This is a genomic window from Streptomyces sp. NPDC059166 (assembly GCF_042755185.1).
Lineage (GTDB): Bacteria > Actinomycetota > Actinomycetes > Streptomycetales > Streptomycetaceae > Streptomyces.
This window is the reverse complement of record NZ_JBHZCI010000024.1, coordinates 65,278-89,014: the sequence shown is the minus strand read 5'-3', so window position 1 is coordinate 89,014 and position 23,737 is coordinate 65,278. Positions and strand designations below refer to the sequence as shown.

The window sequence follows — 23,737 nt, the reverse complement described above, 5'->3', positions numbered from 1 at the left end:
CATGGGGGTGCACGTACAGAGTCCGGGCCGGGCACGGGCCGGATCGGACGTCCCAAGTCTGACAGCCTGACCTCGCATACCCGCGCATTCCGTCCGGCGATCCTGCGACGGAGAAGGGGCCGGGCCAGGGCGGCCAGTTGAGCAAGGGCGGCATCGTCGGGGTGCGGGTGCATGGATGATCCTGCTTCGCGGGACGCGGAGCTCGCGGGTCGGATCGAGCCTCCCGACGTGGGTCTTCCCGAACTCTTCGCCGATGCTGCGGCAGGCGTTGTCCGAGGACGGGCGCGGTCCGACAGGAGGGCATCGGCGGTGAACGCTGCTATCCAGCCTGCATCTGGGCTGCTCCGAAACGACGCTTGACCATGCCGAGGCGTTCGTAGGTGGCGATGGCCGGCGTATTGCCCGCGAGCACCATGAGCGCCGCCCGGCCGTGGTGACGGACGAGAGCGTCCAGGACGAAGCCGGAGACGGCTCGGGCGAGTCCGCGGCCGCGGGCAGCGGGGTGCGTGATCACCCCGCCCATGAATCCGCAGCCGGTCGCGGACCACGCGTCCGCCGCCACGGCCAGGGGCTGGACTCCGACGGCTGCGTCCAGCATCCCGGCGATCCCGGCCCAGCGGCGCACCCCCGCGCGTCCTGGTTGTGCGTATGAGTCCGGGAAGAAGCGGTCGAACAACGAGGTCGCCTCCCGCTCGCTGCGCGTGTCCAGCCAGCGCACTCCGTCGGCGGTGACGCCTGAGGGGGACCTGGTCTCCATCCAGAAGAACTGGTGGACGGGCACCAAGCCGGGCAGTTCTCGCACAAGTTCGTCGATCACGGCGGACTCCCCCAGGATCCGGTAGCTCGCGCCGACCTCGTCCAGGGCCCGGCGGACCAGTACTGCCGCGTCGCCGCTGTCACCCTTGACCGCGAGCCGGTTCTGTTCCCGGTTCGGACTGGCCACCACCACAGCCTCGCCGTGACTCCAGGCCCGCACCCCGGGCCCCAGGCTCTCGCCTCCCTGCCCTTGGGCCGCCCAGATCAACTGCCCGTCGCCGGCTGCGGCCTGCTCGATATCGCTGAGGCATCGGAGTTCCTTCATACCCGGTTGTCTACCAGGCATCGTGGCCGGTGTCGTGCCCTTCCCTGCGTTGTGGGACGACCTCGGAAGAGCAGCTCTGCGGAGGGACCCGGCGAAGTGGCGGGCGTTCACCACAGTGACGATCCAGCCGTCCCCGAGCCCGGGCTTCCCCGACCGCAGCGCAAGGTGGTCATCGGCCCTCTTCCGGCGCCGACCGCCGGTCGGTGAAGCGGTCCGGATCAGCGGAATCGCCTGTGATCGCCTCGGTGCGGTGTCCTCGTGCCAGGTAGTCCCGAATGATCAGCTCAACAGCGTCCTGGGGGCTTCGCGCACCGATCCGCACCATGACCTCAATGGCCAGGTCGCTGTCCAGGCTGATGGTGACCTTGGCCATGACGCCTCCTGCAAGGGTCCTGTGGGCTGTACAAGTGTGCCGCACGGCAGCGAAGCCCGCAGAGATTTCGATCCGGTCCTCCGAGGGCGTCTTCCGGGGGGTTCACCCGATGAACGCGACGTGGCGCCCAGCCGCTCCCGGATGCGGTGACGTGACCGAGCAGGGCACGACGCCGTGTCCGCCAGGAGGCACGCACGCCTGTCCCTCGGTGCTCGGTGGTACCGGCCGGCCAGATCCGCGAAGTCACCGAAGTCCGAGTTGGCGATCATCAGGTTCGCGCTGATCTCGTGAACCCCTCGCGGCACCACGCGGAACGCGCCTCCGTACGCCTCGAACTCCTCGTCGCCCGCGCACTGTTCCCTGACCGGCAGTGACAGCGCCGGCAGGGTGACGGGGCTCCCTCCGATCGGAACGACGCCGCCCGCGGCGTCATCTCCCGGCAGAGCCGTCGGTTTCGGTGAGCGGATCGTCAGCTCGCGTACTCTCCACACTGTGTTCCACTTGAGTGATGTATGAACCTTGCCCTAGTTTCCTCACCTATGAGGCATAGCGGGAGTCCCAGTCGCCGAACACTGCTCAGGGCTCTTCCCATCGCGGTCGTGACAGCAGCGGGCAGCGGGCTGTGGGCCGGCGACCGGGCCGAGACCTCAGCCCTCTTCCCGCAGCCGGCGGTCCCTACGGCGCGGTCGGGACCGGGCTCTTCGCCGCGTGTGGTCAGGCACACCTTGGACGTGCGGTTCACCGATGTGATGATTCCGGGATACGGGGTGATCTCCACCCGCACCTACGACGGGACGATCCCAGGTCCCACCCTGCGTGTGCGTGCGGGGGACGTTCTGCATCTGAGTCACGTCAACGGCCTGCCGCCCAATCCGCCGTCGCACACCGGCGGTCACAATGTCCCGCACCGCCCCAACAGCTTCAACCTGCACACCCACGGCATGCACGTCTCCCCTGCCGGACACGCCGACAACGTCCTGCGCGAATTCGCACCGCGCACTGCCGACGATGCCGCCGCGCAAAGGAGTGAGCCCCGGTATGTGACGAGCATTCATGTGCCGTCCGGTCACCCGGCCGGGACCTACTGGTACCACCCTCATCTGCACGGATCGATCGCCGAGCAGATCGTCGGGGGTATGGCCGGAGTGATCATCGTCGAAGGGGACGTCGACGAGGTGCCGGAGATCGAGGCGGCCGCCGACGTCGTCGTCTGCGTCAACGAGCTCAAGCTGAAGAACGGCAAGGTCCCCGCCTTCACCACGGGCAGTTGGGTGACGGGGATCCCCTCGGTCTTCACCGTCAACGGCAGTGTCAACCCCACCTTGCGCATGCGTCCGGGCGAGGTCCAGCGCTGGCGGCTGGTCGCGGCGACCGCCTTCACCTCTCTGCGTCTGCGGATCACCCCGGAACGCGCAGGGGGCCTTCCCCTCACGCAGATCGCACAGGACGGCGTCACCTTCGCTGCGCCGGTTCCCCTGGACACGGTGGAACTCGCCATGGGCAACCGCGCAGACCTCCTGGTCCGAGGCGGCGCACCCGGCGTCCATGAGCTACGGGCCGACGGCGTCCCCGAGCCACTGATGACGATCCAGGTGACGGGTCCTGCGTTGAAGCCGCCGATGCCACTGCCGGTCTCACTGCCCGCGGGCCTGCCCGCCCTGGAGGAGAAGGACATCACCGGCCCCGGAGCGGACAGGGAGGTGCTCTTCCACAGCGACCCGGGCGTGTTCCCCGGGGCGTTCCCGAACGCGTTCCGCATCCTCGGCACCGGCGCGACTCCTGCCGCCGATCCCGGCGGGGATCTCACCCGGGACCCGTCCTACGGCCTGTTCGACCCTGGCCACACCAACCACACCCTGCGCCTCGGCACCGTCGAGCGCTGGACCATCCGCACCGATGAGACCATCCCCGCGCACGCCCATCCCTTTCACCTGCACACCAATCAGGTTCTGCTCACCCATCGCAACGGCAGACGGCTCGAACCGCCGGTGTGGCACGACACCGTCAACCTGCCCGGCGGCGCCCCCGCAGGGTCTGTCACCTTCCTCGTCAAGTACGAGGACTTCACCGGTCACACCATCGCCCACTGTCACCAGCTCCATCACGAGGACCTCGGCATGATGCAGACAGTCCACTACGTCACGCCATGAACGGCTTGCCGCGGCGGCACACACGGACTCGAGGATGCGCCGACGTGGTTCCCGGTCCGGCCGGTCGTCCACGGGCAGAGGCTCGTCTCACCGACAGCGTCGCAGGTGTGCCGCATCGGCCCGGTTGCGAACGGTCGCCTCCTCCCCCGAGGACTGCGGGGCAGCAGATGCCGAAGAGGGGAGTTCACCCCCGTCCCGATCGGCGTGGCGGACGGAGGCGAGCACCTTTCGGACGGCCGCCGGCAGATCGGGCAAGCCGGTGGCCACACGCGCGTCCGTGAAGATCCGGCCTGGGCGGATGCGGATGTACGCACCCCAGGTGCCATCGCCGGTCCGGATCACACGGCCGATGGGGAAGCCACCGGGAAACCCGTCGTCCAGGCAGACGTACACCACGCCGGTACCCTCGGCAGGATGTTCCCGGACCAGCAGGATCCCGGCATGTCCCGACGCCCACGTGGGCGTGTGTGGTTCGTTGGTCATGTCTCTTTCCCTTCAGCTGAGTGGCTCGGCGGGCGGCGGCCGACCCCCCGTGACCGGCCGCCGCCCGGCCTCATGTGTCCGTTTCGGGCAAACCTGAGTGGCCGGGACCCGGCGGGACACTTGCGGAAGTCTGGCGGCAGCCGCTGCAATGCCCATGAAATTCCGATGATGCGGAGCGGAGGCAGCGAGTGAGGGAGCAGCCATCGCGACGGCTTCGGCTCACCGTGCTCGGGCCCGTGCGGGCCTGGCACGAGGAGGCGGAGCTGTCGCTCGGGCCGGTCCGCCGTCAGGCGATTCTGGTCGCGCTCGCGTTACGGCCCGGGGTCCTGGTCAGTCAGGATCAGCTGCTCGACTCGGTCTGGGGCGACAACCCTCCGGGGACCGGCCGGAGTGTGCTGCCCAGCTATGTGTACGCGCTGCGCCGGGTTCTGGACGCCCCGGGCGAGGGGCCCGGGAAGTCACTGATCCGCGCTGAACGGGGCGGCTACCGCCTTGTCGTCGGCGGGTTCAGGCTGGATGTGACGGATCTGGCCGAGAGCGCCGATGCCGCCCGGCGGGCGAGGGTGGCCGGTGATCCGGCTCGCGCGGAGGAGCGGCTGGCGCATGGCCTGGCCCTGTTCGACGGTGAGCCACTGGCCGGACTGCCCGGGCCGTTTGCCGAGCAGGAGCGCGGACGACTGCTGAACCGGCGGCGTGAGTTGGAGGTGCAGCGGCTGGAGTGTCTGGTCGACCTAGGCAGATGTCACCAGGTGCTCGATGATCTCGCCGAACTGTGCCTGTCCGGCCCCTACGACGAGCCTCTCGCTGCTCTGCGGATGAGGGCCCTGTACAGCAGCGGTCGCACAGGCGAGGCCCTCACCGTCTTCTCGGACCTGAGCCGCCTGCTGAGGACTGAGTTGGGCGTGAGTCCCGGCGAGGCACTCAGAAGAGTGCATCAGGCGATACTGCACGAGGATTCGGCCGTACGACCCGGCGCGAGGGTGTCCACCCGTCGGAAGGCCTGTGAACTGCCCGGCGATGCGGGCCGTCTGATCGGCCGGGAAGCCGAGATCGCCCAATTGCTGGGACCGGCCGTCCCCGGAGCCGTGACGGTCCGGACGGTGGACGGACCCGCGGGAGTCGGCAAGTCGGCGCTCGTGGTGCGCGCTGCCCGGGAACTGAGCGGCGAGTATCCGGACGGTTGCCTGTTCCTGGATCTGCGCGCCCACAGCACGCCGCGGCGGCAGACACCCGTGCGGGCGCTGCAACGGCTGGTGCGTTCACTGAACGCGGAGACCGGCGAGCTTCCGGGCGAGCTGGACGACCTCGTCGCCGTCTGGCGAACGGCCACAAGCGGCTTACGGCTGCTGCTGGTCGTGGACGACGCCTTGGACGCGGACCAGGTACGGCCGCTGCTGCCGGCCGGCTCGGGAAGCCGGGTCCTGGTGGCGGGCCGCCGCCGCCTGACAGGATTGGACGCCGATGTGCGGGTCACGCTGGAACCGCTGACACGGGACGACTCGGTCTCGCTGCTCGCGGATGTCGTCGGGGCGCGGCGGGCCGGCCAGGAACCCGGTCAGATCCGGCGGCTGGCCGCCCTGTGCGACGGGCTGCCGCTCGCTCTGCGCCTCGCCGGCTCCCGGTTGCAGAGCAGGGCAACCTGGAGTGTGGCGCACCTGGTGGGCCGGATGTCGGGCGAGGGCCGGCTGAGGGAACTGAACGCCGGGGACCGCAGCGTGGAGACGGCGTTCCGTATGTCATACGAACATCTGACCTCTGAACAACGGCGCGCGTTCAGGGCCTTGGGGGCGACGCCCACCGTGGAGTTCGACGTACTGACACCGGCGGCGATGCTGGGGCGTCCCGTTGCTGAGACGGAGGCGCTGCTGGAGGGACTCGTGGACACCAGTCTGCTTCAACAGCCTCGGCCAGGCCGCTACCGGCTTCACGATCTCGTCCGGGTTCACGCACAAGGCCTCGCGGAAGAGACACGGGGTGAGACCGCCGGTGCGCGCACCGCCGCGTACCGTCTCCACCTGGATGCTGCCAGGACGGCCAGTGAGTGGGGTGCCGATGGCTTTCCGACCGGCCCTCGCCCGCAGGACGGCCCATTCGCGACATGGCAGGAGGCTCAAGCCTGGTTGGAGTCGGCCGGCGGCGAACTCTCCGACGTCGTCGCTCATGCCGCGAGCGTGGGCGACGCCGACCACGCATACTGGCTGGCCGAGGCTCTGGTCGACCCTTTCGTCCAACAGGGCCGGTACCACGAGGCAGAGACGGCGGTGGCGAGCGCCCTCGCCCTCGGGGACTGCATGACAGACCGGCGGATGCCACTCGCCCTGTGGAACTGCCTCGGCTACACCGCGATTCACCAACGCCGGTACACGCGGGCACGCGCCTGTCTGGAACATGCGCTGCGGCTCCTCGCGACCCGCCCCGACGCCCATGAGGAGAGCAGGGCACGTACGGCCATGGGTGCCCTGCACCTCAGCCTGGGGGATGCCGGTTCCGCCATCGGCCAGGCCGCCGAGGGCCTTGCCCTGGCCAGGAACACGGGAAGCGACTGGGTCTCCGCGACTGCACTGATCGTCCAAGGGCTGTCGCACTACTTCGCCCGCCGGAACGAGGAGGCACTGGTCTGCTTCGCGGAGGCCCGTGCGCACGCGGAAGCGATCGGTCGGCCCCGGATGCTGGGCCGGGTTCTGAGCTGCGCCGCCGATGCCCGGCTTCGGCTGGGCCACTACGCACAGGCCAAACAGCATCTGCGGACGGCGATGGTACTGGTCGACCAGGCCGGCGACTCCTTCCTGTGCGCCCGCAGCCTCACCCGGCTCGGCACCGCGGAGCACGCCGACGGCTCCCCGGAGACCGCCATCTCCCTGCACCACCAGGCGCTACGCCGGCATCAGTCACTTTCACGCCTCACCGAGCCCAGCTACGACTGGCTGGAGATGGACATCCGGACCCGCCTGGGCCACGCCTATCTGGCGGTGGGCCGCTGGCATCAGGCGGAACGCGAGTTCCAGACCGTACAGGACACCCACGCCCGCTCCAGGAACGACCGCTGACAGCCTTCACCTGCGTCCCCGCGAGACCACGCGGCAGGAGGAGAGCGACCGCCGCCAGGCCTTGGGCTCCATGGGGAACCGCCCCTGGACGCTGACCGGCCGAAGCCGCGGCAGGCCTCCGTACCACGTGGTCCCGCGTCGCGCCTGCGGCCCGATCCGGCTGTGGGCGTCGTGCTCGTTCGGGTGAGCGGAGTTCCTCGTCCTTGCGAGCGGTGCCGGTCCGGTCACAGGCCGCGCGACATCCCGCGTGCCGCTTCCCCGGGGGCGAGGCACCACGCGTGTCCGGGCCGAGTGCTCCCGATGACGAGGTATAGATAACAGGGCAAAAGCCACTGTCCGGGTGGGTTTCCCGTTCCGATGAGTGATCGGCCACAGGTACCCGCCGGCGCCTCGGGGCCGGTGTGACTGCGGCAGAGACGCCGACCGCGCGCCGGAGGGGTGCGGCTGCGCGGGCGGCCCGCCCGGTGTGCCGTCCCCCGAGGACTCGCACCGCCCGGCGGACCCCACCGCCCACAGGCCCTGACCGCCGTATGCCCCTACGCAAGCGAGGTCCGTGATGAGCCACGCAGACTCCGACGCCGGCGCCTCCACGAGCGAGGGCCCGCACACCGCCAAGCTCACCCTGCTCACGCTCACCGCAATGGTCGTCGGCTCGATGGTCGGAGCCGGTGTCTTCTCCCTGCCGCGGCGCTTCGCGGAGGAAACCGGGGTCGCCGGCGCGCTGATCGCGTGGTGCGTAGCCGGCGTAGGCATGCTGATGCTGGCCTTCGTCTTCCAGACCCTCGCGGTCCGACGCCCCGACCTGGACGCGGGCGTCTACGCCTACGCCAAGGCCGGCTTCGGCGAATACCTCGGCTTCTTCTCCGCCTTCGGCTACTGGGCCAGCGCCTGCGTCGGCAACGTGACCTACTGGGTCCTCATCATGTCGACGATCGGCGCGCTCGCCCCGGCGCTCGGCGACGGGGACACCGCACTCGCCATCGTGCTGTCCTCGGCAGGGCTCTGGGGCTTCTTCCTCCTCGTACGCCGCGGGGTGAAGGAGGCAGCGGCCATCAACCGGATCGTCACCGTCGCGAAGATCGTCCCCATCGTGGTCTTCGTCATCCTTGCGCTCTTCTACTTCCAGCCGTCCGTCTTCGCGGACAACTTCGGTGGCGCCGACTACGCGGGATCACTGTTCGACCAGGTCCGTGGCACCATGCTCGCCACCGTCTTCGTCTTCCTCGGTGTGGAGGGCGCGAGCGTCTACTCCCGGCACGCCAGGCGCCGCGAAGACGTCGGCCGGGCCACGATCCTCGGCTTCCTCAGCGTCTTCGCGATCTTCGCCTCGGTGACCATCGTGTCGTACGGGATCATGCCGATGGAGGAGATCGCCGACCTCCGGCAGCCTTCCATGGCGGGCGTCCTGGAAGCCGCCGTGGGCACGTGGGGCGAGGCCTTCGTCAGCGTCGGGCTCATCGTCTCCGTCCTCGGCGCCTACCTCGCCTGGACCCTCATGGCAGCCGAGGTCCTCTTCGTGGCCGCTCAGGACAAGGACATGCCCCGCTTCCTCGGCCGCTCCGGTGCCGACGACGTCCCCGTCCCGGCCCTCCTCATGACCACAGCGCTCAGCCAGGTCGTGCTGATCGTCACCGCCTTCTCCGACGACGCGTTCAACTTCGCCCTCGACCTGACGAGCGCCCTGAGCCTCATCCCGTTCCTCCTGGCCGCCGCGTTCGCCATGAAGATCGCCCTGCGTCCCCGTGCTCAGGCCGTCACCGGGCGGACCACCCGGCGCGAGGCGGTCGTCGCCGTGCTCGCCACCGTCTACACGGCTTTCCTCCTCTACGCGGCCGGACTCAAGTTCGTCCTTGTCTCCTTCATCCTCTACGCCCCCGCCACCTTCCTCTTCATCAAGGCCAGGCACGAACAGAACAGGCGTCTCTTCTCCCCGGCCGAAGCCGTGCTGTGCGCAGTCACCGTCGCCGGTGCCGTCCTCGGTGTCCTCGCGCTCGCCCTCGGCTGGATCGAACTCTGAATCCGGGGCGCACCACCGCCCTGCCCGCCGCCGCGGCATCGCAGCCGCTCCGACGCCCCCTGGAAAGGACTTCCTCATGGCCACCCCCGAAGCCGGCCGCCTCCCCTCCGCCGCACTCGGTGTACATTCCGAGGTCGGCCGGCTGCGCAAGGTGCTGGTCTGCGCACCCGGCCTCGCCCACAGGCGTCTGACTCCCACCAACGCCGACGACCTGCTGTTCGACGACGTGATGTGGGTGGAGAACGCACAGCGCGATCACGCCGACTTCGTCGACAAGCTCACTCGGCGCGGCGTCGAGGTCGTCGAACTGCACCAGCTGCTCGCGGAGACCATGACGGTCCCCGGCGCCAAGGACTGGCTACTGGACCGGAAGATCGTCCCCAACGAGGCCGGACTCGGCCTGGTGGACGTGACTCGCGCGTTCCTGGACTCCCTCGCCCCGAGGGACCTGGCCGAATACCTGATCGGCGGCCTCGCCACCACCGACCTGCCCGACGCGTACCGCTCCCCTTACATCGCGCTCGCCCGCGAAGGCGTCGGTGCGCGCCAGTACCTCATGCCCCCGCTGCCGAACACCCTGTACACCCGCGACACCACCTGCTGGCTGTACGGCGGCGTCACCCTGAACCCGCTCTACTGGCCGGCCCGGCACGACGAGACCCTTCTCATGAAGGCCCTCTACACCTTCCACCCCGACCTGACGGGCTCGGCCGTGTGGTGGGGCGACCCCGAGAAGGACTGGGGTCAGGCCACCTTCGAAGGCGGCGACATCATGCCGGTCGGCAACGGCGTCGTCCTGATGGGCATGAGCGAACGCACCTCGCGTCAGGCCATCACCCAGGTCGCCCTTGCCCTGTTCGAGCAAGGCGCGGCCCAGCACGTCGTGGTCGCCGGTATGCCGAAGCTGCGGTCGGCCATGCACCTGGACACGGTGTTCACCTTCGCCGACCGCGATGTCGTCACGCTCTACCCGAAGATCATGGACGCCGTCCACACGTTCTCCCTCCGGCCCGGCGACAAGGCGCCCGGCATCGAGATCACCGATGAGGGCGGCACCGCCTTCGTCGATGTCGTCGCGAGGAGTCTGGGCCTGGACGGCCTGCGAGTGATCGAGACCGGTGGGGACGTCTACGCCTCCGAGCGCCAGCAGTGGGACAGCGGCAACAACGCCGTCGCCCTGGAACCCGGCGTCGTCTTCACGTACGACCGCAACACCCAGACCAACGCGTTGCTCCGGAAGGCCGGCGTGGAAGTCATCACCATCACGGGCGCCGAACTAGGCCGGGGACGCGGCGGTGGACACTGCATGACCTGCCCGCTCATCCGGGACGCGGTGGAGTTCTGATGCCGTACGGCGGCGGCATCCGGCCGCTGTCGCCGCCCCGCTCCTGATCCGCCCGGCGGCCGCGCACGGGCGACGGCGTGCGCCGGGAGCGGGAAGGCCCTCCTGGAGGACCCGCACAGGCGCCCTGGCGACGGCGCCGGACCCCCCGTCCTCGGGCACAGGGCTGGTCCCCCGCCTCGATCACCCGGTCGCGTGCGCTCCGTGTCCGGGACGGACCGGCCTCACATCCTGGCCGCCCCGCATCACCCCGGGACTCACCGGTGACGACGAGCCCGTATACGTCAGCCTGTCGATTCGTCCGGTGTGGGGTGCTCGGGGTGGACCCCCGCGTTGCGGGCGGACTCGCGGCCCGAGCCGGCCTCGTCCGGGTCCGGCTTCTCCGTTTCGGCGCCGGCGCCCTGTCCACCTCCTGCCCGCTCCGCACCCGGCGGCAGGGTCACGTCGAGAGCGTCCTCGCTGTCCTGGACCTGTTGATCCGGCATGTCCGCCGGTATCGGCGGCGGGCTCGGCTCGGCCCCTGTGTAGACGACTCCGTCGGGCCTGCGGTCGGTCATCTCCTGCTCCCTTCTTTCGGCGCCCGCACCCATCCGGGCACGGGCCCACGTCGCACGTCGCGTACCCCTCCCGTCCGGATCGACGCCCCTGCATTCCACTGTGCCTCTCCCCCGATCCCCGGGATGCCCGGCGGACACACGACCGGGACGCCGGGGTTGCCCGGCGACCAGGGCTGTCGGCTCCTGATTCGACGCCCCTGGAAAACGCACCTCCTTTACTGTGCCGAAACCTCTGAAATACCTCAGATTTGTTTTCCGTAGACGGGTATCGCTGCCAGAATCACAGGGTTCCTGATCATGCGCCTTGAGCCATCGCCTGGTGACTCCCCCCACGGAGCCCGGGCCGGGACCGACCATCTTCCCCTCACAAAGGCGACCCCCCAATGAGTGACGGCAGCCTCACAGCAGCCGATCGGCCCGCCGCGGACCCCGCGGCCGCCTCCCCCCACGTGGACGCCGGCGATGCCGGCTACAGCAAGGACCTCAAGTCCCGCCACATCAACATGATCGCGATCGGCGGTGCGATCGGCACAGGCCTCTTCCTCGGCGCCGGCGGTCGTCTCGCCGACGCCGGCCCGTCGCTCGCGATCGCCTACGCGGTCTGCGGCGTCTTCGCGTTCTTCGTCGTATACGCGCTGGGCGAACTGATCCTCTACCGTCCCTCGTCCGGTGCCTTCGTGTCCTACGCCCGCGAGTTCATGGGCGAGAAGGGTGCGTTCGCCGCGGGCTGGCTGTACTTCCTGAACTGGTCGACAACCGCGATAGCGGACATCACCGCAGCGGCGACGTACGCCCACTTCTGGGGCATGTTCAGCGACGTCCCCCAGTGGATACTCGCGCTCACCGCACTGGCGGTGGTCCTCACGGCCAACCTGATCTCGGTGAAGTACTTCGGCGAGATGGAGTTCTGGTTCGCGATCATCAAGGTGGCGGCCCTGGTCGCCTTCATGCTGATCGGCGTCTTCCTGGTGGTCACCCACCATCCGGTGGACGGCCACACACCCGGGATCGCCACCGTCTCGGACACCGGGGTCTTCCCCGTCGGCACGCTCCCGATGCTCCTGGTGATCCAGGGCGTCGTCTTCGCTTACGCGTCCGTGGAACTGTGCGGTGTCGCCGCGGGCGAGACCGAGGAGCCGGAGCGGATCATGCCCCGCGCGATCAACTCCATCATGTGGCGGGTCGGCCTGTTCTACGTCGGATCGGTGGTGCTGCTCGCCCTGCTCCTGCCGTACACCTCGTACTCCGGGGACGAGAGTCCGTTCGTCACGGTCATGGACAAGATCGGCGTGCCGGGGGCGGCGGGTGTGATGAACCTGGTCGTCCTGACCGCCGCGCTGTCGAGCCTGAACTCCGGGCTCTACTCCACCGGACGAATTCTGCGCTCCATGGCCCTGTCGGGCTCCGCCCCCCGGTTCACCGGTCTGATGAACAAGGGGCAGGTACCGTACGGGGGCATTCTGCTGACCGCGGCCTTCGGCGTACTGGGCGTCGCCCTGAACTACGTCGTGCCGGGCCAGGCGTTCGAGATCGTACTGAACTTCGCGTCCATCGGGATCCTCGGCACCTGGGGCATGATCATGCTCTGCTCGCTGGTGTTCTGGCGCCGGTCACAGGACGGAAGGGTGACCAGGCCGGCGTACCGCCTGCCCTGGGCTCCGTACACCCAGATCGTCACGCTGCTGTTCCTCGTGGGAGTGGCCTTCCTCATGTGGTGGGGCGGCGGTGTCGGCCGGACCACCGTCATGTTCCTGCCGCTGATCGCGGCGGCGCTGGTCGGCGGCTGGTTCCTGGTCCGTGGCCGGGTGGCCCGGATGGCTCAGGCCGCGCGGCGGGACGTCTGAGTCCTCGGTTCCCCCGGCCCGTTCCCGGCCGGGGGAACCGAGACCTTCAGGCACGGGCCGACCGCGGCCGGGCGTCGAGTCGCGCGGCCGTGGTCCCCGCGGCCCGACTCCGCTTCCGGCGCGGTCTCCCCTGGCCGGGAGGGCTCCCGGTCTCACCGTCCGTCACGGTCCCGCGTGCGTGGTGCACGGAAGGCGTCGCCGGGAGTCCCGCCGCACGTGATGCGCCCGCGCCCCGGACGATGAACCCGTCGGCTCGACCGGCCCGATGAGGGTGGCCGGGCGTAAACTCGGCTCGGCATCGACGGGGTGGGGGCACATGACGGACGGGACAGAGCAGGCGTGGGCTTCGGCCCTCGATTCTGTGGTGGTGTACGAGCAGGGCGCGGTCTGCCGCCGCCTGGCCAGGGGAACGGTGCCGCCCAGCGGCCGGGTGCTCGTGACGGGACTCCCCCGTTCGATGGACCGGGCTTCGCTCCGGGCCCGCGTGCCGTACCCGCCCGGAGCCCGGGTCAGCGAGGCGCGGGTCGTGGTCGAGTCCCGGCCTCAGGATGCTTCGGCCCTCGACGAAGCGCGTCGGGAGGTCGAGGAACTGACCGAGAGACATGCGGCGTTGCTCCAGCGCAGAACCCATGTGCTGCGTCTGGTCGAGGAGCTGAGGGCTCTGCTTCCCGCGCCTCCGCCGCGCAGGAAGGACGATCCGCCCCGGCGGGCGCCCGTCGAGGCATGGCTCGAGCTGGCCGACTTCGTGGACGTGCGGCTGACCCGTCGGCACGCCCTACTCGTCGAGATCACCGAGAAGCTCCGAGTGGCGGAACACGAGTTGCGCGTCGCCGAGGACAGGCTCGCCCGGGCGTCCGGCGACGCACCCTCACGCGTGGACACCACGGTCTCGGCCCTCGTCGTCGTCGACGTCCCGGCCGGTGGCGGTGACACCGCGGAGGTGGAGCTGGAACTGGAATACGAGGTGCCGGGCGCGGTCTGGGTGCCTGCCTACCGTCTCCTGCACCGAAGCGGGGAGGGTTCGGGCCGTCTGGTCATGCGGGCCTCGGTCGCCCAGCGCACAGGGGAGGACTGGACCGGAGTCTCCGTCGGCCTTGCAACAGCCGATCTTCGACGCGGAACCGGACTGCCCAGGCTCCGCTCACTGCGCATCGGGCGACAGCAGCCCGCCCCCGCCGGGTCGGGGTGGCGGGAGCCCCCGCCGGGCCTGGCCGACCTCTTCGCCGGTTGGGACGCGGCGGGCCCACGTCCGGCCCCGGTCCCCGCTGCCGGAGCCGCCGCGGTGGGAGCGGTCGCGCCGCCCGCCCCCCAGGGTCACGGCGGGCCCTCGCCCGCCCCCCAGGGTTACGGCGGGCCCTCGCCCGTGTCGTCCGCACCCCTCACCGGCGCGGTTCCCGCGCGGGCACGCACCGGAGCAGGCAGGGTGGCTGGGCAGGCCGTCGCTGCCGCGCCGATGGCACCGGCCGCCCCCGGTGCCGCACCCGCCCCTCCTCCACCGCCGGGCGATCCGGTTCCGCCCCCGACCGACGACCGGGCGCGCCCCGGTGACGACGAACTCGACTACGCCGCGCTGGTCCTGAGCGGCCCCGAGGAGCACCACGTCCGCAGAGGCAGGCTGTTCCCCGACCCGACCGTCGACCCGGTGGCCGCGGAGCACCGTCGGCGAGCCGGGTCGGTCTCCCGTCTGCGGCTGCCCGGACACGCCGTCCGCCCTCGCGAGTCGGCCGGCTCCTTCGATCACCGTTTCGACGCCGCAGCCCGCGCCGACATCCCGTCGGACGGCTCCTGGCACACCGTCACCGTCGGCGAGATCAGTGTCGGCATCCGTACCGAGCACGTGTGCGTTCCCCCGGTCGAGCAGGTCGTCCACGCGAGTCTGGTGCTCACCAACTCGACCGACCAGGCCCTGCTGGCGGGACCGGTGGAGGTCACCGTCGACGACGACTTCCTCCTGACCGCGCCCCTGCCCACGCTCGCGCCCGGCGGTGTCCGGCGGCTGGGTCTCGGACCGGCCGAGGGCATCCAGGTGACCCGCAGGACGAACCTGCACGAGTCCACCGCGGGTCTACGGAACAACGTCACCGTTCTCGACCACCGAGTGCACGTGGAGGTCGCCAACCGGCTGGGCACACCTGTGGCGGTGGAGGTGCGTGAGCGGGTGCCGGTCACATCCGACGCCGACGTACGGATCGAGGAGCGGGCCGACTGGGCGATTCCGGAGCAGGGTCCCGGGCCCGACCTCCACGCCCCCGGCACCCGGGTCTGGCGGGTCGAACTTCCCGCCGGAGGCACCGCCGTCCTCGACGGCGGGTACGAAATCCGCATCCCGGCCGGTAAGGCCCTCGCCGGTGGCAACCGCAGGAGCTGACGCAACTTGAGCACGTCAACCGGGTCACTTCCCCTTCCCGTCACCGCCGTCACATGTCTGGAGGACCGCGCCCAGGTCGTACGGACAGCGGTCCTGGATCTGAGACAAGGCGTTCAGCGGTTCCGTCTCGGGCCGGTCAGCGCACTCGCTGTCGACCGGACCCTGCACGCCGAGCTGACGGCCGGTCACTCCGCGAACGTGCTCGACGCACGGATCACCCGGACGTGGACGCCGCGCGGCCCGCTGCCTGACGCCGACGCCGACTCCGCCCTTCGCGCGCGCAAGCACGCACTCTCGGAGGAACAGGAGTCCCTGCTCCTGAGACGGGACCGCCTGCTCGCCCGCCGGGACCTGCTCGACGGCCTGGCCACGGATCTGCTGCGGGACATGGCGGAATCGACAGGTGCGGGTGCCACCGACGCCCCCCGGTGGACGAGGGAGATGGACCGGGTCGACGACGAACGCGGCACCGTCGGGGAGCAGTTGCGTTCCGTGAACGCCGGTCTGTCGGCCCTCGACGAGGAAATCGACCTCGTCGAGCATTCCCTGGCCGATTCGGAGGCGGAGCCGCCCGAGTTGCTCGGCCATGTCGAACTCACCGTGGAGAGCTCCGCCGCAGGGCACGCCGAACTCCTCGTGAGCCACCTCGTGCCGTGTGCGCTGTGGCGGCCTTCCTACCGCGCCGCGCTCGGAAGCGGTTCGCTGACGCTGGAGACCGATGCCATGGTCTGGCAGCGCACCGGTGAGGACTGGCACGACGTGCGGCTGACGCTCTCGACCGCGCGTTCCGCTCTCGCCGCCGATCCTCCGCGTCTGGGCGAGGACCGGCTCACACTGACCGACCGCTCCCCCGAGGAGCGCCGCTCGGTTCAGGTGGAACTGCGGGAGGAGGAGGTCGGAACGCTCACAGGCACCTCGCCGACAGGTCTCCCCGGAGTCGACGACGGCGGTGAGACCCGTGTGCTTCGGGCCCCGGCAAGCGTCTCGGTGCGCTCCGACGGACGGGCGCACCGGGTCCCGCTGTCCTCCTTCACGACGGACGAGCGTTCCGAGTACGTGTGTTCCCCGGAGCTGTCGCCGCTGGTCACCCAGGTGTCGCGGTTCGACAACCGGTCGGGGCACGCGCTGCTCGCGGGTCCCGTGGACCTGGTCCGCGGCAGCGGATCCGCCGGTCGCGGCACTCTGGACTTCACATCCCCGGGCGCCGGCGTGGAACTGGCCTTCGGCAGTTGCGACGACCATCGGGTCGCCCGGCAGACCGAGGAGAGGCGGGAGACCGCGGGGATCACGCAGCGGACGGTCATCACCCGCACGGTCACGCTGCATCTGTCGAGGTTCTCGGCGCCGGGAGAACGCCTCGACCGGATGATCTCGCTGCGGGAGCGGCTTCCGGTCTCCGAGGTGGCGGCGGTGGAGATACGCCTGCGCAAGGAGGCGTGTTCCCCCGCACCCGATTCGGTCGACGCCGAGGGCATCGTCCGATGGGAGATTCCCCTGCCGCCCGGGGGCCGCCGCACGGTGACCCTGGTCTACGAGATCTCCGCGAGCGGGAAGGTGACCGGGCTCTGAAGAGCCGGCTCCGCCGCACCGGCCTCCGTCACGCGGCCGCCCAGGGTCTTTCGTCCGGATCAGGCCGGATCAGGGAGCGGGGCGTGATCCGGACGAGAGACCCGAGGGTCCGGGGCGGGCTGCCCCGGGATCCGAGCGCCGAGCGGGCCGGGCGCGGGCCGCACGGGCGGTGGGGACGGAGCCGCCGGGAGCGTGGAAGCGCCTCCTCGTGGGCCGCGCCGGGGCTCCCTCATTCCTCGCACCTCGGGTCAACGGTCCGCCGCCTCGGTCGCCGGCCCACCAGGCGAGAGGCCGCCCCGCGGCGGCGTCGATCGGTCACTCCGCGGGGCGGGGTGGTACGGGCAGCTGCAGCTGCCCGTACCACCCCGAGCCACGCCCGGCGGGTACGTCAGCGGACGTCTGTGGTCCGCTGCTCCCTCAGCGCGGCGCAGTTGGAGTTCTCCACCGACACGTACACGTTGGCGATGTGACCGCCCCAGCTCACGCAGTAGCCCTTGCCGTACACGTAGGCCGGCCCCGCGTAGGAGGTGAAGTTGCCGTCGTCCCCCGCCCACTCGTCGGTGGCGGGCACGTAGATGTACGCCGACATCGGCTTGGCGGACCCCGGGTTCGTGCGGATGGTGGCGACGCAGTTCTTGCCGTTCGTGGAGTTGTAGGTCAGGTAGACAGTGCCCAGCGAGCCGACCGGCGCGGAGTTGACGGTCTTGTACGCCTTGCCGCAGACCCCCTGGGGCGTGACGTTCGGCGCGGCGGATGCCGTCGAGGTGAACGCGGCGGTGGCACCCACCGTGAGCGCGGTGACGGCCCCGAGTGTCACGGCATTACGTGCGAGTCTCATATTTCCCCCTTGTGTCCCTGAGAGCTTTTTGCTCCCACTTGTTGTGACATCCGAGAGGCAGCGATGGTTGCACGGGTGGTGACACAGGGCATCAGGGCGATCACCGCGAGGATGCGGGCCGCGCCCTCGGCGGCACGCCGAGCCGCGAAACGCCCAGCCTGCGCGGGCGGACAGCCGCCGCGGCACAGCCGGACACGGAAGAGCACTTTGCGGAACCTTTACCTGATGCCGCCCGTTGGGACCGTAGGTGCACAGCTCGTGACCGATGGCACGGACGAAACGAAGGGGACCTCCATGGCAGTGTGGGACCGGCTCAAGGACCAGGCCAGGACGCTCCAGCAGTCGCAGGGTGGACGCGGACATACCACCACCGGCCCGAGCGGAGGGCAGGGAACGGCGGGCGGCTCGCGCGCGCAGCTGGTCAGCGCTCTGAAGTCGCAGCTGGCCTCGTTGAAGACGGAGCTTCGCAGCGGCGCGTACCGGGACGCGAGCATGGCCATGTGCGCCTTGGTCGCCGCCGCTGACGGACATGTCGATCCGGCGGAGCGCCGGCATGTGGAGTCGATGATCCTCGGTAACGAGGTCCTGCGGAACTTCCCGCCGGAACAGTTGCGTCAGCGCTTCGACCATCACGTGGACAGGCTGTCCGTCAGCTTCCAGCAGGGAAAGGCGGAAGCGCTGCAGGAGATCGTGAAGACCACGAAGAAGCCGACGGAGGCAAGGGCCGTGCTCCAGATCGGTATCGTCATCGCGGGCTCCGACTGCGACTTCTCCCAGGCCGAGCACGCGGTCCTCAGGGAGACGTGCTCGGCCCTGGGCCTCTCCCCGGTGGAGTTCCAGCTGTGAATCCGGGAGGAGCGGACAGGCCCACCGCGCTTCGTGCGGTACGTGAACGCTTCAGGGTCGATCGGGTCCGGCAGCGCTTCTGCTGTGCGGGACGGACGAAGCGGCGCAGGCTGACCTGACTCTCGAGGTGAGGGTGAGGGTGGCCTTCGGGTGCCCGGATCCGCGCTGCGGCATCCGTCGGCCGGGTGGCGGGCGACAAGACCGGTACGGACAGAGGGATACGGCACGCGCAATGACATCACCGTGATGCGGCCACCCGGTTCCGCGCCGATCGTCATCGCCGTGCTCACCCGCCGCAGGTCGGTGCGGGCACACCCCCCGGGACTCCCTCGTCGCGGAAGTCGCAGGTGCCGCCCTCGCCGCTCATCTCCCGGGCCGTCAGGGCCGGTAGCGCAAGGGATGTCCCTCGGGTACCTCCGTCAGCACGATGCGGTGACCGTCCGGGTCGGCGATCCACATCTCGATCAGTCCCCAGGGCTCCTCGACAGGGGGCCTGAGGACGCGAGCCCCACGGCTCACCACCTCCGCATGGGCGGCCGCACAGTCGGCGACCTGCATCCACAACTGAAGCGTCTGTGCCACCGGCGCGTCCGAGCGGCCGGAGACCTCGAGAAAGCCGCCACCGAGGAAGTACACCGTGCCCCGCTCCGGGCCCGTACCGAACTCCCGGTAGACGGGGAGGGCGAGTGTCCGGCCGTAGAAGTCGCGCGAGGCCTCCGGATCACGGGGTCTCAGCAACATCCGGCTGCTCAGCACGTGCACCATGACACCGAGCCTACGCGGACCGGCCGACCGGAACGGGCCGGCGACGCCGCGCTCGGCCGGAACGGCACACTTCTCAGGATGCCTCCACCGCTGCCCTGATCCGCTGCCCGAACGCAGGGGCGTCCTTCCGGGCGGCAGCGGCGGCCAGCCCCACGAGGAGCTTGCCCACCCCATGCCCCTCGAGCCGATTGAAGATCCGGACGCGCGTACGGCCGTCCGCCAGCGACTCCAGGTCGTAGCCGCCCTCACTGGCCGTGACCAGGTTGGACGACAGTTCGTTCCATCGGATGCGGGTCGGCGCGACGAGCTCACTGATCCGGAACTCACGCGTGGTCGTCATACCGGCGTCCTTCACCGTGCTCCGGAAGACCGTCCCCACCTCTGTCGGACCCGCCGGGCTCTTGGCGATGCTCTGCACGCGCGGACTGAACTTCCTGTCGTTCTCACCGTCCGCCAGGAAGGAGAACACTTCTGCGACGGGTCGGTCGATGTCGACCGTGGCCTCGAAGCCGGGCATGGGATCTCCGCTCGAACGAGGGGCATCCGGCAGGGACGCCCCTGCCGCGCCCCGGGGGCACCACACCCTCAGCATCCCCGCTCACGTGCCACTCGGCAGCCGGAGGGGACGGGAGGGTGGGGCATTCGGGTGCTGGTGGACCGCGCGCACAGCGCCGGCGGACACGTGCTGGGCCGAAGGCCGTTCCCCCGAGGGGGCAGGGCCTGGAGGGTGTCAGTGAGCGATCGAGTCGATCAGCTCACGGGCACCCTGACGCAGGAGCGCGACAGCGACCGAGGTGCCGAGGGTGGCCGGGTCCAGCGGACCGGCCCACTCGTGGGCGTTGAGGACGGTCTTTCCGTCGGGCGTGAACACGCAGGCCCGCAGGGAGAGATCGCCGTTTCGGTGGGCAGTGGCGTAACCGGCGATCGGGGAATTGCAGTGCCCCTGGAGCACATGCAGGAACATCCGCTCGGCGGTGGTCTCCCGATAGGTACCGGGGTGGTTGAGCCCGGCTACCGCGGCGATGGTCGCCGCATCGTCCTCCCGGCACTGCAGGGCGAGGACGCCCGCACCGACGGGCGGGCACATGGTCTCCGGGGAGAGGATCTCGGTGACCACGTCGGACCGGTCGATACGGCGGAGTCCGGAAACGGCGAGGAGCAGCGCGTCGACCTCGCCGGCTGCCAGTTTGGCCAGCCGCCTGTTGGCGTTCCCGCGAAAGGGGACGCATTCCAGATGCGGGTGGGAGGAGGCGAGTTGAGCCACCCGGCGAACGGATGACGTGCCGATGCGGGTGCCGTCCGGCAGCTGATCGAGCGTCAGTCCGCCTGGATGCACGAGCGCGTCGCGGATGTCGTCCCGCTCCAGGAACGCGGCGAACACCGTGCCCGAGGGCAGCGGCCGGTCGGCGGGGATGTCCTTGACGCAGTGCACGGCCAGATCCGCCTCGCCGGCGAGCAGCGCGGCGTCGACCTCCTTGGTGAAGGCGCCCTTGCCTTCGACCATCGACAGGTCTCCCATCCACCTGTCACCGGTGGTCCGGACGGGAACGACCTCGGTGGCGGTGGTGGGATGGAGGACCGAGAGTTCGTTCCGGACGCGCTCGACCTGGGCCAGCGCCATGGGTGAGTCGCGCGAGACGATACGGATCAGCTCTGGGGCGGACATGCGCCCACGATAGACGCCCTGCGCTTCGTCATCCGCCTGCGGCGCGATGGACCGGTCACCGCAAGGCGTTTTCCACGCGGACCCCCGGAATGACCGATCGTCGATTTCCAGCCACCTTGACAGCTCGCGCCCACGGTTCGCGGACTCGCGCGGGATTCTCTCCGGGGACATTCCAATGTAGCCCTTACCAGGGTGAGTTGCCCCGCCCATTCCAGGTGCGAAACGCCGCCGCTCGTTCGGGTCGCCGTGTCCCGCCGGATCGCGTGGCCGGTTCACACCCATGAGTGCACGCCTCACCCCCGCGAGGGCTGTCACCCGTCCGGCGCGATACCTAGCATGGCTTTTCACGGACTTGAGCTTCTCTCTGAACCGCGAGGGCTGGATGAGCAACGGGGACACCGCCATTCCGAAGAACATCGACGTGAACGTGCCGAGCGTCGCGCGGATGTACGACTACTACCTGGGCGGCAAGGACAACTACCCGGCCGACCGGGTCGCCTGCGAGGAGCTCCTGCAAGTCGTTCCCAGCACCAAGGTCCTGGCGGTGAACAACCGGCGCTTCCTGCGGCGCGTCGTCCATCACCTCGCGTCCGAGTACGGGATCCGGCAGTTCATCGACCACGGATCCGGCCTGCCGACCCAGGACAACGTCCATCAGGTCGCCCAGTCGGTGGACGGGAACGCTCGGGTGGTCTACATCGACAACGACCCCATCGTGCTTGCACACGGCAAGGCCATCCTGGAGGAGAACGAAAGAACCGCGGTGATCCAGGCCGACATGCGGGACACCGAGGGCATCCTGGGCAACCCCGAAGTGCGACGGCTCATCGACTTCGACGAACCGGTGGCCGCGCTCTTCGTTTCGGTGCTGCACTGCATTCCGGACGAGGACGACCCGGCAAGGCTGATCCGGAGGGTTGCGGAACGCCTTGCTCCCGGCAGTTTCCTGGTGGTCTGCCAGCTCGTGAGCGAGGACGCGGCCACACGGGACTTCGTGACCGACTTCATGGCGAAGAGCACCGGCAACCAGTGGGGCCGGGTGCGCCGGCAGGACGACGTGCGCGGCTTCCTGGAGGGGCTCGACGTCCTGGAGCCCGGCCTGGTGGAGGTGTCGACCTGGCGGCCGGATTCAGACCTCGCCCCGAAGCAGCAGACCCAGGAATGGATCGAGTACGGCGGCGTCGGCCGCAAGTGGTGATGCGCGCGGCCCGCGGCGGGGCGCTCAGGCGTAGCGCTTCAGCGCCTTCCCGAGCAGTTTCCTGCTCTCCACCGGGCTCGGCGACTGGGCACTGAGCGAGTCCAGGATCCAGCGATACTCGTCGGTGCTCTCCGGCTTGTTCACGGAGGTGGCATTGGTCAGGTGCTCGATGTACGCGACGTCGGGGAGCCCTTCCATCGCGAACCGCAGGTAGGTGATCGCGTTCCCGGGCGAGGTGTGAGCGGTCACCTCGAACGGGGCCACCTGGACGATCACATGCGGCAGCTCGGTCATCTCCAGCAGGTGCTCGAGTTGCTCCCGCATCACTCCGGCTCCACCTGTCGGACGCATCAGCACCGCCTCGTCGAGCAGGACCCACAGCTTCGGGGCGTCAGCGCGCTGCAGCAACTCCTGTCGCCTGAGGCGCAGTTCCACGCGTCTCCGGGTGATCTCGTCCGATTCGAGTGCGTGCCCGGAGCGCACGACCGCGTAGGCGTAGTCGGCCGTCTGGAGCAGACCGGGAACATAGTGGCCCTCGTAGGTCCGGATGGAGGCCGCCGCCTCCTCCAGGCCCACCAGAGGCTCGAACCAGTCCGGCAGAACGTCCGCGTAGTTGCGCCACCACCCACGCAGGCCGGCGCGTCGTACCAGTTCGATGAACTCCGCCGTCCGGGCGGGGTCGGTGACCCCGTAGAGCTCGAGCAGGTCCGCGGCGTCCCGCTCCTTGCACGGCGAGTGGCCTGTCTCCATCCGGCTGATCTTGGCGGTGGAGCAGCGGATACGATCGGCCGCGGTGTCCGGCGTGATACCCGCTTCGCCCCTCATGCGCCGCAACTGGGCCCCCAGGACCATGCGCAGAGCCGTCGGGCTCGCCCCGGCAGCCGAGGTGAGCTTCGGCTTTCCCAGGGACTGAAGCGGTTCGATGCCTGGCATACGGACTCCTGAAGGCGGGCGTCTGCAGTCCAGTGTGCCATCAGGAGCCCGGCGCGGGTGCGGTCTCCGGGCGGGAGAGCCGCTCCATCACGTCTGCGCCGCCCGCCAGTTCACCCTGTCAGGCTGTCGAACTCACCGTCCCGGACACCCGCGAGAAACGCCCGCACCTCGTCCTCCGTGTAGACGAGCGCGGGTCCGTCGGGAAACCGGGAGTTGCGTACCGCCACTTCCCCGCCGGGAAGCCTGCCCATCTCGACGCAGTTCCCGCTGGGATTGCTGTGGCGGCTCTTCCTCCACTCCACGCCCGTGAGGGAGTTGGCGGGCACGCCGTTGCCGGTCTGCTGCATGCTGTCCAGTCCTTGATCGTCGGGTCGAGGCATTCTGGTGCCACCCGCAGCCGGACATGGAGCGCACAGGAGTTCCCGCGCACGCCCCGCATGCAATTCCGGATGCAATTGCATTCCGCGAGCGGACGGCGGCGATACTAGTGGCGATCACGCCGCCTCGGCACCGAGGGCTGTCCCGGATCACCCGAGTTGCGCGGAAGGTGATCGTCGATCCTTCACTCGGGCAGCACATGACAGCGCGTCCTTGGCGTGCCGTGTCACCCGTGGGACGCAGGCCCTCGCCTCGGACAGAACCTCTTCGGCCGTCGCCGGC

Annotated in this window: 19 protein-coding genes; 9 read left to right on the top strand and 10 right to left on the bottom strand. The window is 69.9% G+C overall.

The features are described 5' to 3' along the window. Window positions 1-319: 319 nt before the first annotated feature. From ACFXOA_RS19610 to ACFXOA_RS19600, 3 genes are all read right to left on the bottom strand, one after another. Window positions 320-1,081: a GNAT family N-acetyltransferase gene (locus ACFXOA_RS19610; RefSeq protein WP_385029668.1), complete on the bottom strand. Its 762-nt coding sequence runs from the start codon at window positions 1,079-1,081 to the stop codon at window positions 320-322. A gap of 169 nt (window positions 1,082-1,250) precedes the next feature. Next, entirely contained in the window at window positions 1,251-1,454 is a 204-nt protein-coding gene (locus ACFXOA_RS19605; RefSeq protein WP_385029665.1) for a hypothetical protein, read from the bottom strand. Beyond that, window positions 1,361-1,945, bottom strand: coding sequence for a DUF6924 domain-containing protein (locus ACFXOA_RS19600; RefSeq protein WP_385029662.1), 585 nt, complete (start codon window positions 1,943-1,945; stop codon window positions 1,361-1,363). Before ACFXOA_RS19600 ends, ACFXOA_RS19605 begins: the two co-directional genes overlap by 94 nt. Window positions 1,946-2,185: 240 nt before the next feature. Between ACFXOA_RS19600 and ACFXOA_RS19595 the strand changes: the two genes are divergently transcribed. From ACFXOA_RS19595 to ACFXOA_RS19580, 4 genes are all read left to right on the top strand, one after another. Next, window positions 2,186-3,604 carry a multicopper oxidase family protein gene (locus ACFXOA_RS19595; RefSeq protein WP_385029659.1) on the top strand — a complete coding sequence of 473 codons (1,419 nt, stop codon included), beginning with the start codon at window positions 2,186-2,188 and terminating at the stop codon, window positions 3,602-3,604. A 671-nt stretch (window positions 3,605-4,275) separates the two neighbouring features. Beyond that, window positions 4,276-7,134, top strand: coding sequence for a BTAD domain-containing putative transcriptional regulator (locus ACFXOA_RS19590; RefSeq protein ID WP_385029656.1), 2,859 nt, complete (start codon window positions 4,276-4,278; stop codon window positions 7,132-7,134). 556 nt (window positions 7,135-7,690) lie between these two features. Then, on the top strand, window positions 7,691-9,151 hold the full coding sequence (locus ACFXOA_RS19585) for a basic amino acid/polyamine antiporter (RefSeq protein ID WP_385029653.1): 1,461 nt from the start codon (window positions 7,691-7,693) through the stop codon (window positions 9,149-9,151). 76 nt (window positions 9,152-9,227) lie between these two features. Next, window positions 9,228-10,496, top strand: coding sequence for an arginine deiminase (locus ACFXOA_RS19580; RefSeq protein WP_385029650.1), 1,269 nt, complete (start codon window positions 9,228-9,230; stop codon window positions 10,494-10,496). 281 nt (window positions 10,497-10,777) lie between these two features. On the opposite strand, the gene ACFXOA_RS19575 is transcribed toward ACFXOA_RS19580, so the two are convergent. After that, a complete protein-coding gene (locus tag ACFXOA_RS19575; RefSeq protein ID WP_385029647.1) occupies window positions 10,778-11,050 on the bottom strand; it encodes a hypothetical protein in 273 nt (90 codons plus the stop codon). Between the two features lie 383 nt (window positions 11,051-11,433). Here ACFXOA_RS19575 and ACFXOA_RS19570 point away from each other — a divergent pair, with 383 nt between their 5' ends. The 3 genes from ACFXOA_RS19570 to ACFXOA_RS19560 all read left to right on the top strand — a co-directional run bounded on the left by ACFXOA_RS19570 (window position 11,434) and on the right by ACFXOA_RS19560 (window position 16,831). After that, window positions 11,434-12,894, top strand: coding sequence for an amino acid permease (locus ACFXOA_RS19570; RefSeq protein WP_385029644.1), 1,461 nt, complete (start codon window positions 11,434-11,436; stop codon window positions 12,892-12,894). Window positions 12,895-13,210: 316 nt separating this feature from the next. Continuing rightward, a complete protein-coding gene (locus tag ACFXOA_RS19565) occupies window positions 13,211-15,262 on the top strand; it encodes a DUF4139 domain-containing protein (RefSeq protein WP_385029641.1) in 2,052 nt (683 codons plus the stop codon). Window positions 15,263-15,268: 6 nt separating this feature from the next. Next, entirely contained in the window at window positions 15,269-16,831 is a 1,563-nt protein-coding gene (locus tag ACFXOA_RS19560) for a DUF4139 domain-containing protein (RefSeq protein WP_385029638.1), read from the top strand. A 388-nt stretch (window positions 16,832-17,219) separates the two neighbouring features. Here the strand turns inward: ACFXOA_RS19560 and ACFXOA_RS19555 are convergent, their stop codons facing one another. Beyond that, window positions 17,220-17,669, bottom strand: coding sequence for a spore-associated protein (locus ACFXOA_RS19555; RefSeq protein ID WP_385029635.1), 450 nt, complete (start codon window positions 17,667-17,669; stop codon window positions 17,220-17,222). 294 nt (window positions 17,670-17,963) lie between these two features. Here ACFXOA_RS19555 and ACFXOA_RS19550 point away from each other — a divergent pair, with 294 nt between their 5' ends. Then, window positions 17,964-18,515 (top strand): tellurite resistance TerB family protein, encoded by a 552-nt coding sequence (locus tag ACFXOA_RS19550; RefSeq protein ID WP_385029632.1) that lies wholly within the window; start codon window positions 17,964-17,966, stop codon window positions 18,513-18,515. 378 nt (window positions 18,516-18,893) lie between these two features. On the opposite strand, the gene ACFXOA_RS19545 is transcribed toward ACFXOA_RS19550, so the two are convergent. The 3 genes from ACFXOA_RS19545 to hemC form a co-directional block, all read right to left on the bottom strand. Continuing rightward, on the bottom strand, window positions 18,894-19,280 hold the full coding sequence (locus ACFXOA_RS19545) for a VOC family protein (protein ID WP_385029629.1): 387 nt from the start codon (window positions 19,278-19,280) through the stop codon (window positions 18,894-18,896). A gap of 73 nt (window positions 19,281-19,353) precedes the next feature. Then, window positions 19,354-19,797 carry an SRPBCC family protein gene (locus ACFXOA_RS19540; protein ID WP_385029626.1) on the bottom strand — a complete coding sequence of 148 codons (444 nt, stop codon included), beginning with the start codon at window positions 19,795-19,797 and terminating at the stop codon, window positions 19,354-19,356. 213 nt (window positions 19,798-20,010) lie between these two features. Then, on the bottom strand, window positions 20,011-20,946 hold the full coding sequence (gene hemC / locus ACFXOA_RS19535) for a hydroxymethylbilane synthase (protein WP_385029623.1): 936 nt from the start codon (window positions 20,944-20,946) through the stop codon (window positions 20,011-20,013). Between the two features lie 382 nt (window positions 20,947-21,328). On the opposite strand from hemC, the gene ACFXOA_RS19530 reads away from it, so the two are divergent. Beyond that, a complete protein-coding gene (locus ACFXOA_RS19530; protein WP_385029769.1) occupies window positions 21,329-22,144 on the top strand; it encodes an SAM-dependent methyltransferase in 816 nt (271 codons plus the stop codon). 24 nt (window positions 22,145-22,168) lie between these two features. Here ACFXOA_RS19530 and ACFXOA_RS19525 read toward each other — a convergent pair whose 3' ends face one another. Further along, window positions 22,169-23,077: a helix-turn-helix domain-containing protein gene (locus ACFXOA_RS19525; RefSeq protein WP_385029620.1), complete on the bottom strand. Its 909-nt coding sequence runs from the start codon at window positions 23,075-23,077 to the stop codon at window positions 22,169-22,171. A gap of 110 nt (window positions 23,078-23,187) precedes the next feature. Next, window positions 23,188-23,424 carry a DUF397 domain-containing protein gene (locus ACFXOA_RS19520; RefSeq protein ID WP_385029617.1) on the bottom strand — a complete coding sequence of 79 codons (237 nt, stop codon included), beginning with the start codon at window positions 23,422-23,424 and terminating at the stop codon, window positions 23,188-23,190. Window positions 23,425-23,737: the final 313 nt, after the last annotated feature.

Excerpts from the sequence above, each read along its gene's own strand:
- ACFXOA_RS19610 (WP_385029668.1), bottom strand. The coding sequence starts at position 1,081 with ATGAAGGAACTCCGATGCCTCAGCGATATCGAGCAGGCCGCAGCCGGC.
- ACFXOA_RS19605 (WP_385029665.1), bottom strand. The coding sequence starts at position 1,454 with ATGGCCAAGGTCACCATCAGCCTGGACAGCGACCTGGCCATTGAGGTC.
- ACFXOA_RS19585 (WP_385029653.1), top strand. The coding sequence starts at position 7,691 with ATGAGCCACGCAGACTCCGACGCCGGCGCCTCCACGAGCGAGGGCCCG.
- ACFXOA_RS19580 (WP_385029650.1), top strand. The coding sequence starts at position 9,228 with ATGGCCACCCCCGAAGCCGGCCGCCTCCCCTCCGCCGCACTCGGTGTA.
- ACFXOA_RS19575 (WP_385029647.1), bottom strand. The coding sequence starts at position 11,050 with ATGACCGACCGCAGGCCCGACGGAGTCGTCTACACAGGGGCCGAGCCG.
- ACFXOA_RS19570 (WP_385029644.1), top strand. The coding sequence starts at position 11,434 with ATGAGTGACGGCAGCCTCACAGCAGCCGATCGGCCCGCCGCGGACCCC.
- ACFXOA_RS19565 (WP_385029641.1), top strand. The coding sequence starts at position 13,211 with ATGACGGACGGGACAGAGCAGGCGTGGGCTTCGGCCCTCGATTCTGTG.
- ACFXOA_RS19555 (WP_385029635.1), bottom strand. The coding sequence starts at position 17,669 with ATGAGACTCGCACGTAATGCCGTGACACTCGGGGCCGTCACCGCGCTC.
- ACFXOA_RS19550 (WP_385029632.1), top strand. The coding sequence starts at position 17,964 with ATGGCAGTGTGGGACCGGCTCAAGGACCAGGCCAGGACGCTCCAGCAG.
- ACFXOA_RS19545 (WP_385029629.1), bottom strand. The coding sequence starts at position 19,280 with ATGGTGCACGTGCTGAGCAGCCGGATGTTGCTGAGACCCCGTGATCCG.
- ACFXOA_RS19540 (WP_385029626.1), bottom strand. The coding sequence starts at position 19,797 with ATGCCCGGCTTCGAGGCCACGGTCGACATCGACCGACCCGTCGCAGAA.
- hemC (WP_385029623.1), bottom strand. The coding sequence starts at position 20,946 with ATGTCCGCCCCAGAGCTGATCCGTATCGTCTCGCGCGACTCACCCATG.
- ACFXOA_RS19530 (WP_385029769.1), top strand. The coding sequence starts at position 21,329 with ATGAGCAACGGGGACACCGCCATTCCGAAGAACATCGACGTGAACGTG.
- ACFXOA_RS19525 (WP_385029620.1), bottom strand. The coding sequence starts at position 23,077 with ATGCCAGGCATCGAACCGCTTCAGTCCCTGGGAAAGCCGAAGCTCACC.
- ACFXOA_RS19520 (WP_385029617.1), bottom strand. The coding sequence starts at position 23,424 with ATGCAGCAGACCGGCAACGGCGTGCCCGCCAACTCCCTCACGGGCGTG.